Source organism: Novosphingobium sp., from assembly GCF_025351285.1.
Lineage (GTDB): Bacteria > Pseudomonadota > Alphaproteobacteria > Sphingomonadales > Sphingomonadaceae > Novosphingobium.
Window position 1 is genome coordinate 1 of the sequence record NZ_JANXWG010000106.1, and the last position, 17808, is coordinate 17808.

18 protein-coding genes and 1 pseudogene are annotated in these 17808 nt (G+C 62.5%); 10 read left to right on the top strand and 9 right to left on the bottom strand.

The window, feature by feature from the left end; all coding sequences use genetic code 11:
• A pseudogene (locus Q0R16_RS13555) lies at positions 1–244 on the bottom strand (glycosyl hydrolase); the annotation flags it as partial.
• Positions 245–265: 21 nt separating this feature from the next.
• Between Q0R16_RS13555 and Q0R16_RS13560 the strand changes: the two are divergent.
• The gene (locus Q0R16_RS13560) at positions 266–499 is read left to right on the top strand and encodes a hypothetical protein (RefSeq protein WP_295636997.1); all 234 of its coding nucleotides are present in this window, start codon (positions 266–268) and stop codon (positions 497–499) included.
• A gap of 64 nt (positions 500–563) precedes the next feature.
• Positions 564–1715: an ROK family transcriptional regulator gene (locus tag Q0R16_RS13565; protein WP_295637000.1), complete on the top strand. Its 1152-nt coding sequence runs from the start codon at positions 564–566 to the stop codon at positions 1713–1715.
• Here Q0R16_RS13565 and Q0R16_RS13570 read toward each other — a convergent pair.
• The 4 genes from Q0R16_RS13570 to Q0R16_RS13585 form a co-directional block, all read right to left on the bottom strand.
• A complete protein-coding gene (locus tag Q0R16_RS13570; protein ID WP_295637002.1) occupies positions 1708–2850 on the bottom strand; it encodes a phytanoyl-CoA dioxygenase family protein in 1143 nt (380 codons plus the stop codon). The genes Q0R16_RS13565 and Q0R16_RS13570 overlap by 8 nt on opposite strands.
• 113 nt (positions 2851–2963) lie before the next feature.
• Complete coding sequence (locus Q0R16_RS13575) at positions 2964–3560, bottom strand: TetR/AcrR family transcriptional regulator (protein ID WP_295637004.1); 597 nt, start codon at positions 3558–3560, stop codon at positions 2964–2966.
• Positions 3561–3573: 13 nt separating this feature from the next.
• Complete coding sequence (locus Q0R16_RS13580; RefSeq protein ID WP_295637005.1) at positions 3574–4425, bottom strand: sterol desaturase family protein; 852 nt, start codon at positions 4423–4425, stop codon at positions 3574–3576.
• A 66-nt stretch (positions 4426–4491) separates the two neighbouring features.
• Positions 4492–5598: an aldose epimerase family protein gene (locus Q0R16_RS13585; protein WP_295637033.1), complete on the bottom strand. Its 1107-nt coding sequence runs from the start codon at positions 5596–5598 to the stop codon at positions 4492–4494.
• Between the two features lie 389 nt (positions 5599–5987).
• Between Q0R16_RS13585 and Q0R16_RS13590 the strand changes: the two genes are divergently transcribed.
• From Q0R16_RS13590 to accC, 6 genes are all read left to right on the top strand, one after another.
• The gene (locus tag Q0R16_RS13590) at positions 5988–6395 is read left to right on the top strand and encodes a hypothetical protein (RefSeq protein WP_295637007.1); all 408 of its coding nucleotides are present in this window, start codon (positions 5988–5990) and stop codon (positions 6393–6395) included.
• 669 nt (positions 6396–7064) lie between these two features.
• Positions 7065–7478, top strand: coding sequence for a holin family protein (locus Q0R16_RS13595; RefSeq protein ID WP_295637009.1), 414 nt, complete (start codon positions 7065–7067; stop codon positions 7476–7478).
• Between the two features lie 287 nt (positions 7479–7765).
• Complete coding sequence (locus tag Q0R16_RS13600) at positions 7766–8095, top strand: hypothetical protein (RefSeq protein WP_295637010.1); 330 nt, start codon at positions 7766–7768, stop codon at positions 8093–8095.
• Between the two features lie 134 nt (positions 8096–8229).
• The gene (gene aroQ, locus Q0R16_RS13605) at positions 8230–8664 is read left to right on the top strand and encodes a type II 3-dehydroquinate dehydratase (protein WP_295637036.1); all 435 of its coding nucleotides are present in this window, start codon (positions 8230–8232) and stop codon (positions 8662–8664) included.
• 115 nt (positions 8665–8779) lie between these two features.
• A complete protein-coding gene (accB, locus tag Q0R16_RS13610) occupies positions 8780–9280 on the top strand; it encodes an acetyl-CoA carboxylase biotin carboxyl carrier protein (RefSeq protein ID WP_295637012.1) in 501 nt (166 codons plus the stop codon).
• A gap of 8 nt (positions 9281–9288) precedes the next feature.
• Positions 9289–10635 carry an acetyl-CoA carboxylase biotin carboxylase subunit gene (accC, locus tag Q0R16_RS13615; protein ID WP_295637014.1) on the top strand — a complete coding sequence of 449 codons (1347 nt, stop codon included), beginning with the start codon at positions 9289–9291 and terminating at the stop codon, positions 10633–10635.
• Here accC and Q0R16_RS13620 read toward each other — a convergent pair.
• The 4 genes from Q0R16_RS13620 to rsmI are packed head-to-tail and all read right to left on the bottom strand — an operon-like array spanning position 10598 to position 13428.
• Complete coding sequence (locus Q0R16_RS13620) at positions 10598–11209, bottom strand: DedA family protein (RefSeq protein WP_295637016.1); 612 nt, start codon at positions 11207–11209, stop codon at positions 10598–10600. The genes accC and Q0R16_RS13620 overlap by 38 nt on opposite strands.
• Before the next feature lie 31 nt (positions 11210–11240).
• Positions 11241–12206 (bottom strand): glutathione synthase, encoded by a 966-nt coding sequence (gene gshB, locus Q0R16_RS13625; RefSeq protein WP_295637018.1) that lies wholly within the window; start codon positions 12204–12206, stop codon positions 11241–11243.
• A 29-nt stretch (positions 12207–12235) separates the two neighbouring features.
• Positions 12236–12595 (bottom strand): YraN family protein, encoded by a 360-nt coding sequence (locus tag Q0R16_RS13630; protein WP_295637021.1) that lies wholly within the window; start codon positions 12593–12595, stop codon positions 12236–12238.
• Entirely contained in the window at positions 12592–13428 is an 837-nt protein-coding gene (gene rsmI / locus Q0R16_RS13635; protein ID WP_295637024.1) for a 16S rRNA (cytidine(1402)-2'-O)-methyltransferase, read from the bottom strand. The genes Q0R16_RS13630 and rsmI overlap by 4 nt, the downstream gene beginning before the upstream one ends.
• Positions 13429–13468: 40 nt before the next feature.
• On the opposite strand from rsmI, the gene Q0R16_RS13640 reads away from it, so the two are divergent.
• Complete coding sequence (locus Q0R16_RS13640) at positions 13469–14635, top strand: penicillin-binding protein activator (RefSeq protein WP_295637027.1); 1167 nt, start codon at positions 13469–13471, stop codon at positions 14633–14635.
• A gap of 82 nt (positions 14636–14717) precedes the next feature.
• Positions 14718–16715: a DNA topoisomerase IV subunit B gene (parE, locus tag Q0R16_RS13645; protein ID WP_295637030.1), complete on the top strand. Its 1998-nt coding sequence runs from the start codon at positions 14718–14720 to the stop codon at positions 16713–16715.
• Positions 16716–17808 lie beyond the last annotated feature (1093 nt).

Consider the following 17808-nt stretch of genomic DNA (forward strand, 5'->3'; position numbering starts at 1 on the left):
GTCGCGGCAAGCCGGGCACGTAGCCCGCGCCGGGCACAGCATCGTCGGGAATTTTGACACTCGGACCGAATGGGATCGCGAAGATGCCATGGGTCAATACAGTCTTTTCATCGGGCGTCATCGCCTTGACCGTGGCGACCGCTCGAGTCTCGGCATCATCGCCTTTGGCAAGGGTCAGGCTGGAAGTCCCCAGTAGCGAGAGAATGATTACGATAGAAAGGCGCGCGCGCATGATGAACATCATCTTGTGAAGAGCCGTGACTGCATGACTCCGGAATGGATTGTTGCTGCCGATAGCAGATCGGTCGGTGAACTTTCGGCTGCGTCGGCATCGGACGCAGTTTGCGCGGCCACCCAGGTGCCGATAGCCAGCGCGCTCGTCACTGCCAGCATTGATACAAAGCGAAGTTTCATGACTCAAACTCCTCCCACTTTGTATAACTCATACAAATTAGCGGGCCTGCGTGCGCTGGTCAACGTTCTTTCGGTGGCTGAATAATCGTGAACTAACATTTCCTGATTCATCGTGCTAGCGAGGTGACATGCGAGTCAGTGACCAGGAATTGACCAGACTCACCCTGCTCAAGGCGATTCGGCGGGCCGAGCCTGTGGCGAGGACGCAACTCGTGGAGATGACCGGTCTCGCGGCAGGCACGGTTAGCGAATTGACCGGACGAATGGTCCGCAAAGGACTGTTGCTCGAAGAAAAAGCGCCAGTCGTCACGACGGGTCGGGCACGTGTCGAGTTGCGCTTGAACCCTGACGCTGCCTACGTGGTGGGCGCACTTCTGGTCCCGCGCGGCACGCTGGAGATCGTCATTGCCAATTTGCGCGGCGAAGTGATTTTTTCGCGCAGTCCCGAAGTCTTATTCAGTGGGCTCGACACCCTGGCTGCTCGCTTGGCCGACATCATCGGTCTCGCCATCGACGAGAGCCCGCTGACCAAGTCCGAAATCACCCGGATCGCGATTGGCTTGCCTGCTGTGGTGGACAATGCGCACGGCACATTGCTCTGGCTCCAGACGTTTCCTCGTGGTGAGATCAGCATTGCCGATGTGGTCGAGGCCCGGCTCGGGGTGCCGACGTCGATCGACAACAATGCCAGCATCGTCGCCCGGGCCGAACATTGGTTCGGCGATGGCGGGCCGCATGACGACTTCTGCCTTGTCATGCTCGGTTATGGCCTTGGGTTCGCTGAGTATCGCAATGGCTTGCTGTGGACGACCGCCGGAGGGCTCAATCCAGAGTTGGGCCACACCAAAATTGTCCATGAAGCGGGACGCCCTTGCCCATGCGGGGCAACCGGATGCCTTGCAACCTACTGCACGATTTACGCGATCGTCGCGGAAATCTGTGCGTGCCGGAATGTCGCTCCACCGCCGTTCCTCGACGTCCAGGACGCCTACGCTGCTGCGGTAGCCGATGCTTGCAATGGCGAGCCGGTTCCAAGCGCAGCCTTCGCCTGCGCCGGCTCGATGCTCGGGCTTGCCATGGCCAACTACGTCAACGTCAGCGATCCGAAGCGTATGATCATCATGTGCATGCGCGAAGGTTTGATCGAATTGGTGGCGCCCGCCTTCCATCGAGCATTTGAGGCAAACGTGCTGCCGGTTCTGGCCGGACGTGCGCAAGTTGAATTCAGGCTGGCCAGCGAAGAGCGGTTTGCGAAGGGCTCTGCAGCATTGGCTTTGGAAGACTTGTATCGGGTTAAATAGGACCCTCGGGTGCTTGCGCGATTTCTCGATGGATCGACGTCACCTGCTCTCTCAGCAATTCCTCGGCTGAACGCCCTGTCTCGGTGGCGCCATGGCGGGGTGCGAGCGGAACCTCGACATACAAGACCCGCCGCTCGCTCACCCGCGGCGGCGTTGAATCGTGCAGCGTGCAGGAAAGGTGAATCGTCAGATCCCCTGGTTCGGTCGCCACCGCTACCACAGGAAGATAGGGCGCTTTCTTGGCGATCTCGACCGGCATCACCAGACGATGCGATCCGGCAATCACCCTCAGCGAACCATTCCCTCCGCCCGTCGGGGTCAGCGCGATGCCAACCGTGCGGCGGGCACAAAGATAGGCATGGCGTCCAAGGTGGCAGTCACGATGAAACGAGACATCCGATGGTCCCGCGATGACACCCACCGGTTTGACAAGAGCTTCAACGTACTGACCCGAGGTCAAGGTGTCGTCGCAGGCGATCAGCGAGACCATTTCGGCCCAGCGTCGGCTAGCGAGTATGCGCGTAGTGGTTGGCGATTGCGCTTCGAAGTGCTGAATGCGCACGCAACGACGTGTCCCATCATCGATTTGCGCCCACCAGGACTTGCCATCACCCTCGATCGCGCGTGGCAATGCCTCGTCCATTTCCGCTGAAATTTCGACCATATCGCTCGAATCGAGCCAGCCACGCAAGTGCAGGTAACCAGCTTCGGCGAGGAAGTGCCGTATGTCCTCGGCATCGTCCGCCGGCGTAAACACCTGTGCGAGATTCAGCGGCGCGCCGCTGCGGTCCTTGAACGTGATCGCATCGCCGACAACGGGCCATCCTTCGAGCAGGCATATCCAGATCGAGTCCCATATGGACACGTCGGCCAGGCTCCCACCGCGAAACGGCAACGACCGCGCGACGAGAAATCCGTTGAAGGTGATCTGGTTCTGGACCAACTCGGAAAACTGCTGCGCGGTCAACGTGACGACGAGCGCGCCCTCGATTGCACCGGGCTGGCAGGTCACTGAGCTGCCCTGATGCGCAATCGCAATCGTCCAGGCCGCGCCCTCGATCTCGATGGCGAGCGGGGGCGCGCCCAGGCGTTCGATCGCCTGCGCGATCAGGCATCCGTGCCGGGCAACGAGCAACCCGAACGCCCCGCCAAAGAATGCTTCGGGCGAGAGTGTGTGCGTTTGGCTGTCGTGGCGCGTCCGCCGATCGATCTTGCAAGTCATCCCAGCCCTCTCGCTAGTTGCAGAATCTAATGGAGCAGCTTGTCCGCCACCTTGTCCCATTCGGCGACCAGGTCGAAAGCGCAGTTTTCGCGCAGCCACTGCACTTCCAGGCCTTGCATCGCAGCCTGGAGCTGTCGCGCCGTTGCCGACGCATCGGCCACATGCGGCTCGATAACGGCCGCAAACAGGCCGAAGGTGGCGCGCTCGCGTTCGAGGAAGAACGCTCCGGCCGGGTGATTCTCGACCAGCGCTTCGGCGCGCAAGATCGCGTAAAGCCGGACGAGGTGCGGCTGACCGGCATTCTGCCGGACAATCGCATGCAGCATCGTGAGGACTTGCTCGCGCGACAGGTCCTGATCGCGGTGCAGGCCCAGGCGGCCCGAAATGGCGTCGGCGTCGCGGCGGTCGCGCTCTTTCAGCAAGGCGATCAACACGCCTTCCTTGCTTCCGAAATGGTGCAACAACCCTGCGGTGGTCAGGCCGCAGCGCTTCGCCAGTTCGTTGATGCTGCACGCCTGGTAGCCGCGTTCACCGATGATCCGAATGGCTTCGACGATGATTGCCGATCGGCGATCGTCCTTGTGCATACGGGTGCGCTCGGGAAGGACTTCGGCATCGCTCACCGGCCGCGTCCGGTCACCGCGTACCCGCAGCCAACGCACCCCCGGCGGGAGCACTCTCGGGTCGTGCCACTGAGTTGGCCGGGTTGTCGGCAGGTGCGGCTGCGGTATCGATCCGACTGCCCTTCGGGCTTTCGAAGTCGGTCTCGTACTTCTTGCGCACGGTCCCGCACAAGTAGTCCCACACCTGGCTGTAGCCGCCGAAATTGTAGTTGAAGTACTTGTGGTGCTGATCGTGGAACGTCGTCGTGATGAACCACTTGGTCGCCCAGGTGCGGTTCCACCAGCGCGGCAGGAATTCGTGGCCGGAGTGAACGTAAAGCCCCATCCAGATCGTGAACGGCACGATCAGCGCGACCGACTTGTCGTGCGCTCCCCCGAAGATCAACGTGGCAGACGTCAGGAAAACCGGCAGAAAACCACCGTTAACCAGTGATTCGAGCGGACTGACCGAAAATGTGGTGAGCAAGTTGGGGGATGTCGAGCGGTGATGGAGTTTGTGGATCCACTTGTAGAACGGCTCTTTGTGCATCCCCCGATGCAGCCAGTAGAACCAAGTGTCGAACAGCACGAAATAGACCGCGAACTCGAGCGCAACGACCCACCACGACACCGTGGCATGGTTGAGAACAATGAAGCCCTTTTTGCGCAGGATGCTGTTGAGCGGGCCGAGCGTGAAGCCGGTCACCACCAGGTTGATCGCAGCGAAAATCGCCTCGTTGCGGAATGTGATCCATTTGAAACGGCCAGGCTGGATGCGGCGCGCCTTGAAGAAGCCCGTCACGATCCCGACGCCAATGCCGGTAGCCGCCAAGAGATAGGGCCACAGATCGAGGAGTTTCTCACCACTTGTCAGGTTCTGAAACACACCCGTACCCCTAAAGAAGCTTGTTACCTACCTAGTGATTAGTAGGTAGATGGGAATGCGTCAAGATCAGCGCTCAACCGTAAACTGATAGATCGACAGATGCCGATAGGGCTTGCCAGGATCGAGGCGCGCCGAAGGGAAGGCCGGATGGTTCGGCGAATCCGGGAATTTTTGCGGCTCCAGCGAGATGGAGTCGCCCATTCGGTAAATGTGACCACTCTTGCCGATCGTCGTGCCGTCCAGAAAATTGCCACTGTAGAGCTGAAGGCCGGGCTCGGTCGTTCGCAGTTCTAGCACCCGGCCGGAACCCTTGTCCTCGAGACGAGCCGCAAACTTGGGTTCGCTGGTCAGTCCACCGTTGAGCACAAAATTGTGATCGTAGCCACGGCCAAAGCTGATTTGCGTGTCACGACCATCGCGAATGCCATCGGCAATGCGGCGGGGCTTGCGGAAATCAAACGGCGTCCCCGCAACGGACTGGAACTGGCCTGTCGGGATGAGATTGGCATCAACAGGCGTGATGGCATTGGCTGCGATAGTGAGCAGATGCCCCGTCGCACCAGGCGCAGTGCCCTCGCCGACCAAATTGAAAAAGGCGTGGTTGGTAAGATTGACCACCGTTGCCTTGTCAGTTTTCGCTTCGAACAAGATCGACAAGGCGCCAGTTTCATTCAGAGAGTAGGTTACCTGCACATCGAGATTGCCGGGGTATCCTTGGTCGCCATCGGGGCTGTGTAGCGACAGTACAACGCTGGCGACGGGGCCGCTGGATACCGAAACGACATGCCAGACCTTCTTGTCAAAGCCCTGATCGCCACCGTGCAAGGAATTGGGCCCATTGTTGACCGGAAGCTGAAAGCTCTTTCCATCCAGCATGAAACGACCGCCCGCTATTCGGTTCGCATAACGCCCGACCGTCACTCCAAAATATCCGGGATGAGCAACGTAAGAGCCAAGGTCATCATAGCCGAGCACAATGTCCGCCCGGTTGCCCGCGCGATCAACCACGACAAGCGACTGGAGTGTCGCTCCATAAGTCAATATCCTGGCCGCGATGCCTTGGGCGTTCGTTAGAGTAATCGCCTCGATCGCGGTGCCATCGGCAAGTGAACCTGCCACGTCCCGGTTCACTTGCGTCGCGTGCGCGGACACAACTGAACCCAACATGGCCATTGAGATGATACCCGTCTTGAGCTGTCTTGACCGTCGACGGGCCGATGTCATGGCGTCCGCACCGCTCACCGGCGAACCGCAAGGCTGTCGCGCTCCTGACCAGCTGTTCAGTGGCTGCTCGCGCAAAGCTGGTACAGGCGTCGCTACATCGTCGATGGCAGGAAAAATGTCCGTCAAACCGCTCTTTGTCACCCCAGCCCCCTCAGCAATGCCTTCACGCCCGAGCGCTCTGCAAAAGCGGTTCATTCCTCCCGAAGCAGGTCAATGTGGCGTTGACGGCAAATGTATGAGTATTACTCTAAATGTCCTGCGGTCTAAGCGCAATCGCAGGGGAACGTTGTAGCATCACTCCCTGATGCATGCATCCACGAAGGGATGAGGAGATGGGCGTGACACAGATGACCCGCCGCGGCGTGCTTGGTGGCGTTGGCGCTCTGGCGGCTGGTGAGGCGACGATAAGTTCCGCACAGATCATTGTACCGGCACCGCGGTGCCGGACGATGTTCCAGCCCGGAGAGCGCTGGCTCGATACGTCGGGCAAGCCGATCCAGGCCCATGGCGGGTCCCTCATCCAGGTCGGCGATACGTTTTACTGGTACGGTAAGAACAAGGAAAAGACCGTCAACGGCAGCAAAATCTATACATGGGGCGTGAGGGCCTATGCGTCACATGACCTGTATAATTGGGACGATCTGGGTCTGCGCGCGAAGTGCCCGCTTATGCGCCGCCCCTGTTCCTTGCCATCGCGCTCGACGATACAACGATGCTCAGAGGCCTCAACGCGGATATGGGGCTGATGCAGTCTTGGCGTGCAGCCGGCAAATCGGTTGAAGCACATTTCTACAGTACCGGAATGCACGGATTCGGGATGCGAGGTAGCTTTGCCAGCAGCGCCCAGTGGATCGACTCCTTCCAAGCCTGGCTTAAGGACCGAAAGATCATTCCCAAGAAATAGGGGCAGAATTTGACGTCAATGTTGTGATTCGGCGTCGAACCAAGGGCCCGGCATGGCACAGTGAAAGCGTTTGAAATTGTTCGTAAAAGCGCAGTGCGGAGGCCCCGATCAGCGCCTATCGAGACCCCCAATGTGTCCTAATATTCATTATATTACAATAACTTATACAGTCATTTGCAGGTTCACGTTTGGGCGCCGATCTACACTATAAGGCTCGAGAAATCAGAGTCTTTTGTTTATTTCCAGTGCCTTAGAGCCCACTCAATTTATCGGCTGGGGGTGTCGGGGTCGGAGGTTTGAATCCTGTCGTCCCGACCAATTTTCCGGATGCCAAGTCCGTTCGGGGACGGACTTCCGGAAAACTACAGAGCGCAAGCGCAGGAGGCGGCACATGCAACGCAGTTGCAACCGCGCACAAGCCTGCCGCACCCGCCCCGCAAAAATCCATTTTCCTACATCGCCCTTCATGGCTATTTGTTTCGGCTTCGTTCTACCAGCCGGAGCCTTCCCCATGCCCATTTTCTCGGCCCTGATCGCCCCGATCGCCTCGATCATCGACAAGGTCATCCCCGATCCCAAGGAGCGCGATGCCGCCAAGCTGCAACTGCTGCAGATGGAAGGAACGCAGGAACTGGCCGCGATCCAGACGCAGATGTCCGCAATCCTGGCCGAGGCGCAATCGGCCGATCCGTGGACAAGCCGCGCGCGGCCCGGCTTTCTTTATGTGATGTATGCGATGATCCTGTGGTCGCTGCCGATGGGCCTGATCGCCGCGTTCCGCCCCGCCGCCGCGCACGATATCGCCAATGGCATAACCGGCTATCTCAACGCCTTGCCCGAAGCGCTTTATGGCCTGTTCGGCACCGGATACCTTGGCTACACCGCCGCGCGCCAGTTCGGTAAAACGCGCGGAACCGACAAATAACTGCGCAAAAAATTATCGTGACCGGCGATCGTCGGCCGGTTCCACTCAGCAATCGGTAACCATTTGCGCCTATTTTGCGACATGCAATCAAGTGCCGCATGTTGATGGCCTAATGTTGATGGATAAATCGCGAGATGAGCCTCGGCCGTCGTCCCCTTATCGTCCCGACAAACGCTCGCGGCCCTGCGCGGCAGTGCGGTTGGCCCGCTGTTGCAATCCTTGGGTGCCTGACGATCGCACTCACCGGCTGCGGAAGCAGGTCGGGCCCTTCATCCCAACCGCTCGATGTGGGCACGCAGGCACAGCAACAGGGCGCGGACCAGCACCTTGCGGAAAACGGCGATCACGAACGCATGATGCCACACGGCAGCATGGCCGGCCAGCCGGGTGGTGACATGCTGACCAATGGTGCCCGTCCGGCATCGGCCAGCGCGGCGGTGGCCGCTCCCCAGCAGATGTCGCAGCAAGCGCCTGCCGTCGAAGATCCCACTCAACCCTCTGCGGTAGAACCTCTGCTCGATGCCGGCGGCTTCGATCCCAGCCCGCAAGGTGCGGGCGAGGTCGATCACAACACCGCCAGCGGTGATATCGCAGCGCCTCCTGGTTCGCACGAGTAACCACGGCTTGCGTTAGCTGCCGGCGCTTGCGGTAACATCCGGCAAAAGGCTATCGGTCGCGCTCCTGCACAATTCACCAAGGCACGCCGATGTCATTGCCTCCACAATCCCAGCCCGCAGCTTTGCCAAAGCCGATGGTGTTCGTGCTCAACGGCCCCAACCTCAACTTGCTCGGCACCCGCGAACCGGCCATCTATGGCTCGGACACGCTCGACGACATCGCCGGGCGACTTGAAGACCGTGCGCGTGACCTCGGGCTTGAAGTCGATGTGCGGCAGTCGAACCATGAAGGTCACCTGGTCGACTGGCTGCACGAAGCCCAGGCCAGCGAGGCGGCGGTGGTCCTGCTCAATGCCGGTGCCTTCACCCACACCTCGATCGCGCTTTACGATGCGATCAAGGCGATCCGCACGCCGGTGATCGAAGTGCACTTGTCCAATCCGCACACGCGCGAGACCTTCCGGCATCGCAGTTATGTCGGCATGGCAGCCAAGGGCACGATCGCGGGCTTCGGCGCCGATAGCTACCTGCTCGCGCTTGAAGCGGCAGCCAAGCTGGCTAAGGTCTAACCGCAGCCGGTTTTTCCACCGCGCGGCGGCTCGCCTGCCCACACCCTCTTGCCAGCACGGTGCCCCCCGCGCATAGCGCCAAGTCAATTCATCCGGCGACAGCAAGGGGCACGACATGGGTCAAGACGGCGGAAACGGATCGGGCAAGGATTCGGCCCAAGGTTCAATGATGGCGATCGATGGCGCACTGGTGCGCGAACTCGCCGAACTGCTGGCCGAAACCGGGCTGTCCGAAATCGAGGTCGAAGACGGCCCGCGCAAGATCCGCGTCGCGCGGCAGCTCACAGCGGCGCCTGTTGCCGCACAAGTTGCGGTGGCCGCGCCAGTTGCGGCGGCCGCGGCACCCGTCGCCGCCGCCGCTCCGGCTACGCCTGCGGTTTCGGCCAATGCGGTCAAGTCGCCGATGGTCGGCACGGTTTACCTCTCGGCCGACCCCAGCTCGCCGCCGTTCGTGTCGGTCGGCAAGCCGGTCAAGGAAGGCGAAACGCTGCTGATCATCGAAGCGATGAAGGTCATGAACCCGATCGTCGCACCGCGTTCGGGCATGGTCAGCGCGATCCTGGTCGAAAACGCGCAGCCGGTCGAATACGACCAGCCGCTCGTCGTGATCGACTGAGGCAAAACATGGCCATCAGCCGCATCCTCATCGCCAACCGGGGCGAAATCGCGCTGCGCATCCACCGCGCCGCGCACGAAATGGGCATCGAGACGGTTGCCGTGCACTCAACGGCAGACGCCGATGCGATGCACGTCCGCCTGGCCGACCGCGCGGTGTGCATCGGGCCGCCGGCGGCGCGTGACAGCTACCTCAACATCCCCGCGATCATCTCGGCCGCCGAAGTGACGCAGGCCGATGCGATCCATCCGGGCTACGGCTTCCTGTCCGAAAACGCCCAGTTTGCCGAAATCGTCGAAGCTCATCACATCACCTGGATCGGGCCGAAACCCGAACACATCCGCACGATGGGCGACAAGGTCGAGGCCAAGCGCACCGCGGGCAAGCTCGGGCTGCCGCTGGTGCCGGGGTCTGACGGCGCGATCACCGATCCGGTCGAAGCCGGGCGGATCGCGGCAGAAATCGGCTATCCGGTGATCATCAAGGCCGCTTCGGGCGGCGGCGGGCGCGGCATGAAAGTGTGCACCGGGCCGCACGAGCTTGAAACGCTGATGCTGCAAGCAGGGTCCGAGGCCAAGGCGGCGTTCGGCGACGCCACGGTCTATCTCGAAAAGTACCTGGGCAATCCGCGCCACATCGAATTCCAGATTTTCGGCGATGGCAACGGCAACGCGATCCACCTGGGCGAACGCGACTGTTCGCTCCAGCGCCGCCATCAGAAGGTGCTCGAAGAAGCACCCTCGCCGGTCATCTCGTCGGACGAACGCGCGCGGATGGGCAAGGTTGTGTCGGACGCGATGGCCGGCATGGGTTATCGCGGCGCGGGCACGATCGAGTTCCTGTGGGAAAACGGCGAATTCTACTTCATCGAGATGAACACCCGACTCCAGGTCGAACACCCGGTCACCGAAGCCATCACCGGCGTCGACCTGGTGCGCGAACAGATCCGCATTGCCGATGGCAAGCCGCTGTCGGTGAAGCAGGAGGACATCGAGTTCAAGGGCCACGCGATCGAGTGCCGGATCAACGCCGAAGACCCCGAAACGTTTGCCCCATCGCCCGGACTGGTCACCAGCTATCACGCTGCCGGCGGCATGCATGTGCGTGTCGATTCAGGGCTTTACGCGGGTTATCGCATTCCGCCGTATTACGATTCGATGATCGCCAAGCTGATCGTCTATGGCCGCACGCGCGAAGGCTGCATAATGCGTCTGCGTCGCGCACTTGAGGAAATGGTGATCGAGGGCGTGAAAACCTCGATCCCGATGCACCGCAAGCTGCTGACCGACCCGACGTTCCTTGATGGTGGCTATACGATCAAGTATCTGGAGGACTGGCTGGCCGACGCGAAATGAGGCGCCACACGTAGGCGGCACTCACCAGCACCAGCACACCGATCGCGAACGGTCCGGTTACCTGGTCGATCGCGCCGAAATTGCGGCCAAGCCAGTAACCCGCGGCCAGCAGGATCGCATTCCACACGCTGGTGCCGGCCAGCGTGAACAGCGTGAAGCGCAGCCAGCCCATCCTGGCCATGCCCGCGGGCAGCGAGATCATCGTGCGCATGACCGGTGCAAAGCGGATGGCGAATACCACCCATTGCCCGTGCCGTTCGAAAAACCGCGCGAGTGCCTCCACCTCGCTCCAGTCGAGCGTCAGCCAGCGGCCCCAGAGATCGACGAAAGGCTTGAGCCGCTCGAAGCCCATCGCGCGGCCCAACATGAACCACGCGAGGTTGCCGAGCGTCGAGCCGACCCCGGCCGCCACCATCAGCGGCGCCACATCCATCCGGCCATGCGCCACCGCGATCCCGGCCACGCCCAGAATCAGTTCGGACGGAATCGGCGGAAAAATGTTCTCCAACGCCATCAGCGCGAGCACGCCCCAATAGCCGCCGCCCTCTACGAGCCGGATGATCCAGTCATGCATCTCGCTTACAACGCGCTTGCAACCTTTTGGTTCAGCCGTGCACGCGCCGTTCGATCGCGTCCCAGATCAGACCCGGCGTGTCCGTCCCGTTGTAGCGGTCGATCGCCACGATCCCGGTGGGCGAAGTGACGTTGATCTCGGTCAGCCACTTGCCGCCGATCACGTCGATGCCGACGAACACCAGGCCCAGCCGCTTCAACTCGCTGCCCATCGCCGCGCAGATTTCCTCTTCGCGCGCCGTCAGCGTGCAGGGTTCGGCATAGCCGCCGACCGCGAGGTTCGAGCGAAACTCGCCCTCGCCCGGCTTGCGGTTGATCGCGCCCGCGACTTCACCGTCGACCAGCACGATACGCTTGTCGCCCTCGGCCACTTCGGGGAGGAACGGCTGAACCATGAACGGTTCGGGCCAGACCGTGCCGAACAATTCGGCCAGCGCCGAGACGTTGCCGCCATCGGCATCGACCTTGAACACCGCCTTGCCGCCGTTGCCGTGAAGCGGCTTGACCACCACCGCGCCGCCGAATTGCGCCGCGGTCTGGTGCTGGAATGCGCGGATATCGAGCGCCGAGCGCGTGATCAGCGTGGGCGGCATGAACCGTGCATAATCGAGCACATAAACCTTCTCGGGCGCATTGCGGACCGAGCGCGGATCGTTGACCACCAGCGTCTGGCCTTCGATCCGTTCGAGCAGATGCGTGGCGGTGATGTAGCCGAGGTCGAACGGCGGGTCCTGCCGCATCAGCACCACATCTACGTCTTTCGCGAGGTCCAGCTTGCGCGGTTCGCCCAGCGTGTAGTGATCGCCATCGACGCGTTGCACCGTCGCGGATTCGGCCATCGCGGTGAGCGTGCCGTCCTGCCATGCCAGCGATTCGACGTGATAATGGAACAACGTGTGCCCGCGCGCCTGCGCCGAGAGCATCAGCGCAAAGGTCGAATCGCCGCCGATCTTGAGGCCGGGGAGCGGGTCCATCTGGACCGCAACGCGCAATGTCATCGCAATTCCGTTCGTTAGGGCGGCAGGCGCTATGGCTGCCAGACGTTGCGCATGTGGCGCGGCCAGCGGCGCGGCGCAAGGAGGAGGACGTCGATCCGCTGCACATCGCCATCGCGCGCGAACCTGGGCGCCAGCGCCTCGGCCGCGCGCGCCACCCGCGCCAGCCGCCGTGCATCGATCGCAAGATCGAGCGCCTCGGCGGTAGCGCGCCATTTCACCTCGATGAACGCCACCGTCCGCCCGCGTCGTGCAATCAGGTCGACCTCGCCCACGCCGATCTTCTGGCGCTTGGCGAGAATCCGCCAGCCGGTCAGCCGCAAATACCACGCGGCGATGGCTTCGCCCCGGCGGCCGCGCTGTTCGGCGTGGAGCCGCGAGGCTTTGCTCACGATTTCAGTGCCATGGCTTGCGCGTACAACGTCTTGCGATCGAGACCATGCGCCTTGGCCACCGTGGATGCGGCCTGCGATGGGCTCATCTCCGCGAGCGCCGCGCGCATTGCGGCCTCAATCTTATCGGCATCGGGAGGACCCGCCTCGCCCGGCGGTCCGATCAGCAGCACGATCTCTCCGCGCGGCGGGTGTTCGCGGTAATGCGCGATCAAGTCTTCGGCGCTGCCGCTGCGGCATTCCTCGTAGAGCTTGGTCAACTCGCGCGCCACCGCCACTTCGCGCCCGGCCAGCACCGCTGCGATGGCTTCGAGCGACGCCACCAGCCTTGGTCCCGTCTCGTAAAATACCAGCGTCGCGCGCAAGGCGGCAAATTCGCGCAACGCATCCTCGCGCGCCTTGGCCTTGCTCGGCAGGAAGCCGGCGAACAGGAAGCGGTCGGTCGGCAGGCCGGCCAAAGTCAGCGCCGTTACCAGCGCGCTTGGTCCGGGAATGCTGGTGACCTTGATTCCCGCCTCGCGCGCGGCACGTACCAGTCGGTAGCCCGGATCGGAAATCAGCGGCGTGCCCGCATCCGAAACGAGCGCCACAGGCTGATGCTCCATCGCTTCCAGCAGCCGATCACGCGCGCCGGCATCGGCGTGATCATCATACCGCTGCATCTTTTTGCTCAGCCCCAGGTGGTGGAGCAACCGCCCGGTCACGCGCGTATCCTCGCACGCGATAAGCGCACAGCCGGCCAGCACTTCGGCCGATCGCAAAGTCACGTCACCAAGATTGCCAATCGGCGTGGCGACAATATACAGCCCCGGTTCAAGCATCGACGTGTCCATCGTCGGCCTCAATGGACCGGGTTACGGGGAGCGGCAAGCAATGTCAGTCAACAAGGGCGCTGGTGCGATGGCGCGCCGCGCTATCGTGCTCACGGGCGTATCGTTACTCGCCGCGTGCCAGATCGTGCCCAAGACCGCGCCCGCCCCGCCTCCGCCGCCGCCGCGCCCGGTTGAAACCGCGCCGCAGGAAGGCGTGCTGCCCAGCGATCTCCAGCGCCACCGCATCGCGTTGCTGGTGCCGATGAGCGGACCGAATGCTGCAACCGGCGAAGCGATCGCCAATGCAACCACGATGGCGCTGCTCGATACCAACGCGCAGAACCTGCGAATCACGACGTATGACACCTCGGCCGGTGCCGGACAGGCCGCCGCGCATGCCGTGGCCGATGGCAACAAGTTGATCCTGGGGCCGCTGCTGTCAGAAGAGGTGATCGCGGTGGCTTCGGTCGCGCGGCCCGCCAAGGTGCCGATGATCACGTATTCGAACGACACCGGCGTTGCCAGTCACGACGTGTTCGTGCTCGGCACTGCGCCCAGCCAATCGGTGGCGCGCGTGGTCGGCTATGCGAAAGCCAGCGGTGTCAAGCGGATCGCAGGGCTGATCCCCACCGGAATCTTCGGCCAGCGCGCTTCGTCAGCCCTTGTCGCCAGCGCGCGCGAGGACGGCCTGGCAGTCGCCGGAGTCGAGACTTACGACCGTTCGAACACCTCGATCGGCGGCGCTGTCCATCGCTTGACCCAAAGCGCCGATTTCGACGCGGTGCTGATCGCCGATGGTCCGCGCCTGTCAATGCAGGCCGCGCCGCTGGTGGGTGACGGCCCCCGCATCCTCGGCACCGAATTGTGGGCAGGCGACGTAGCGCTGACGCGCAGCCCGGCCTTGCGCGGCGCGTGGTTCGCAGCGCTTTCGGATGCGCGTTTCCCCCGCTTTTCGGCCACGTACAAAACCCGCTTCGGCACCACGCCGCCGCGCATTTCGACGCTCGGCTACGATAGCGTGCTGCTGACGATGAACGTCGCGCGCACCTGGCGGCCGGGCACCGTGTTCCCCACGGCCAAGCTTTACGACAAGGGCGGGTTCATCGGATTGGATGGCGTGTTCCGCTTCCGCCCGAACGGCGTGGCCGAACGCGCGATGGAAGTGCGCGAAGTGGGCGCGGGCACCATCAAGGTCGTTTCGCCGGCACCGTCGCGGTTCGCAGACTGAGGACGAACTTCGCGGAAGGCTATGGATAAGCAAACCCGCGCGCTTGCGCGGTGAATCCCGCGCGCTCTATAGGCGGGAACATATGGCGGACGATCTTTTCGAAAGCCTCCCCGGCCCCAGCACTGGCGCGGGTGAGGACAGTTACAACGGCGCGGCGATCGAGGTGCTCGAAGGCCTCGAGCCCGTGCGTCGGCGCCCCGGCATGTATATCGGCGGCACCGACGAGCGCGCGCTGCACCACCTGGCCGCCGAAGTGATCGACAACGCGATGGACGAAGCGGTCGCGGGCCATGCCAACCGCATCGAAGTCACGCTTGATGAAGGCAACAAGCTGATTGTATCGGACAACGGGCGCGGCATTCCGGTGGACGAACACCCCAAGTTCCCGGGCAAGTCCGCGCTCGAAGTGATCATGACCACGCTGCATTCGGGCGGCAAATTCTCGGGCAAGGCTTACGCCACGTCGGGTGGATTGCACGGCGTGGGTGTGTCGGTGGTCAACGCGCTGTCGTCGCTCACGCGGATCGAAGTGGCGCGCAACAAGGAGCTCTACGCGCAGGAATTCTCGCGCGGCGTGGCGCAAGGTCCGCTCAAGCGGATGGGCAATGCGCCCAACCGGCGCGGGACCACGGTAAGCTTCGTGCCCGATCACGAAATTTTCGGCGCCGACGCGAAATTCAAGCCGGCGCGGCTGTTCAAGCTCGCTCGATCCAAAGCCTATCTGTTCGCGGGCGTCGAAATCCGCTGGAAATGCGCGGCTTCGTTGGTCAGCGACGATGTGCCGGCCGAAGCGGTGTTCCAGTTTCCGGGCGGGCTGGCCGATCACCTGGCCGAACAGATCGACGGCCGCGAATGCGTGACCACACTGCCGTTCACCGGCAGCCAGGACTTTCCCGGAACCGAACAGGGCCGCGTAGAATGGGCCGTCGCCTGGCCGCTATGGTCCGATGGCGCCTATTCCTACTACTGCAACACCATTCCCACCCCCGATGGCGGCACGCACGAACAGGGCCTGCGCTCGGCGCTCACCAAGGGCGTGCGCGCCTTTGCCGAACTTGTCGGCCAGAAAAAAGCCAAGGACATCGCGCCCGAAGACGTGGTGACGGGCAGCGAGGCGATGCTCTCGGTGTTCGTGCGCGAACCGCAGTTCCAGAGCCAGACCAAGGATCGCCTCACCAGCCCCGAAGCCGCGCGGCTGGTCGAAAACGCGGTGCGCGATCACTTCGACCACTTCCTGTCGGACAACATGGAGCGCGGGAAAGCGCTGCTCGGCGCCGTGATGGAGCGGATGGACGAGCGGCTGCGGCGCAAGGCCGAACGCGAGATCAAGCGCAAGACCGCGACCAGCGCGCGCAAGCTGCGGCTGCCGGGCAAGCTCACCGACTGCACCGGCGAAGGCAGCGGCGAGACCGAACTGTTCATCGTCGAAGGCGATTCGGCCGGCGGCAGCGCCAAGCAGGCACGCGACCGCAAGACCCAGGCCATCCTGCCGATCCGTGGCAAGATCCTCAACGTCGCCAGCGCCACCGTCGACAAGATCCGCGCCAACAGCGAAATCGCCGACCTCGGCCTCGCGCTCGGCTGCGGCATGCGCAAGGACTGCAACGCCGACAATCTGCGCTACGATCGCGTCATCATCATGACCGACGCCGATGTTGACGGCGCGCATATCGCCACGCTGCTGATGACGTTCTTCTTCCAGGAAATGCCCGACATCGTCCGGCGCGGGCACCTCTACCTGGCGCAACCGCCGCTGTACCGGCTGACCTCGGGCGCAACCAGCGCCTACGCCCGCGACGATGCGCACCGGATCGAGCTGGAAAATACCGTGTTCAAGGGCAAGAAGGTCGAAGTCGGCCGCTTCAAGGGCTTGGGCGAAATGAACCCCGGCCAGCTGCGCGAAACCACGATGGCCCCCGCCACGCGCGGGCTGCTGCGGATCACGCTGCCGCCCGAATACGAAGGCCGCGCGGCGGTAAAGGACCTCGTCGACCGCCTGATGGGCCGCGATCCGGCGCAACGCTTCATGTTCATCCAGAACCGCGCGGGCGAAATCGATCCGGAGATGATCGACGCTTGAGGGGTCAAAGGGGTTAAGTGTGCCTCCGGCGGGCAAGGGTTACCACCCTTGCAACCCATTACCTTTTGATGAGGCAGCCGAGACGTAGCGCAAGGTTGCCGCGCCGCAGGGTTTATGGCCGCTTCGCGGCAAGCTTATCCATGGCGGACTTTCTGGACACGACCCCATTGCGGACATTCGAATGGGCTCTATCCTGTGACCATGTCGTTAGCTTCGAAGCCGCTTGATCAGTTTTGGGTCCTAACGGATGAGCAGGCTGGGCATCGAGTGGCGTATATTTCGGTCGCGTACCATCGGACGCATAATCAGTCTTACGGAGAGAGCTTTTGCGCAATCTCCCCTACATTTAAAACTGCCGCTGAAACCAAGGCGCACATCAGAATGATGATTGCAGACCTGACCGAGGCGCTGGCAACGGTCGACACGGTATTTGCGCCGCGAAAGTAGGTACACGCCGATAACGTCCGTTCCCCACGCAAACGCCGCCATAGCTCCCCCAATCAGAACAGCGTGAGAGCCGCCATTGGCTGCCGCCCCGTTGCGCCGGCTGTGTCTTGGCTTTCCTACATCGCGCAAATCTGTCTTAACCTGCGCGATGATCCACCGCCTTTCCTCGCGCTTTTTGACCACTCCAGTTTCTCCGGAGCGCGGGTTTGCTCCGGAATGGAAGGTCACAAAGTTGATGGTCGACAGGACCGCTCAGCGCGTTCCTCGCCCCCACGCCGCCGCAGCATTTGGATCGCATAAACATCAATACTGCCAGCGACTTGCAGCGCCGGGTTCAGCGAAAGGAGCCCGCGCCGAAGGCGCTTTGACTGGCTCAAAGGTCACAGAGTTTCACACCCCGTTCCGCGTCAACCGCAACCAAAGAGTCATGGGATGCAAGGGTGGTAACCCTTGCCCGCCGGAGGCCCCTTCCCTTTCCCCCGCAAACCAAAAAAGGCCCCGCAATCGCGGGGCCTTTCTCGCCGCGAGCCGGGGCCCGCGAGAATACGGTCAGCTTACTTGGCGCACTTCATGAAGCGGCCCTTGGCATCGCGGCAGCGCTTTGCGGCAGCCTTGGCGGGCGCGGTCGCGGGCTTGGCGGCGGCGG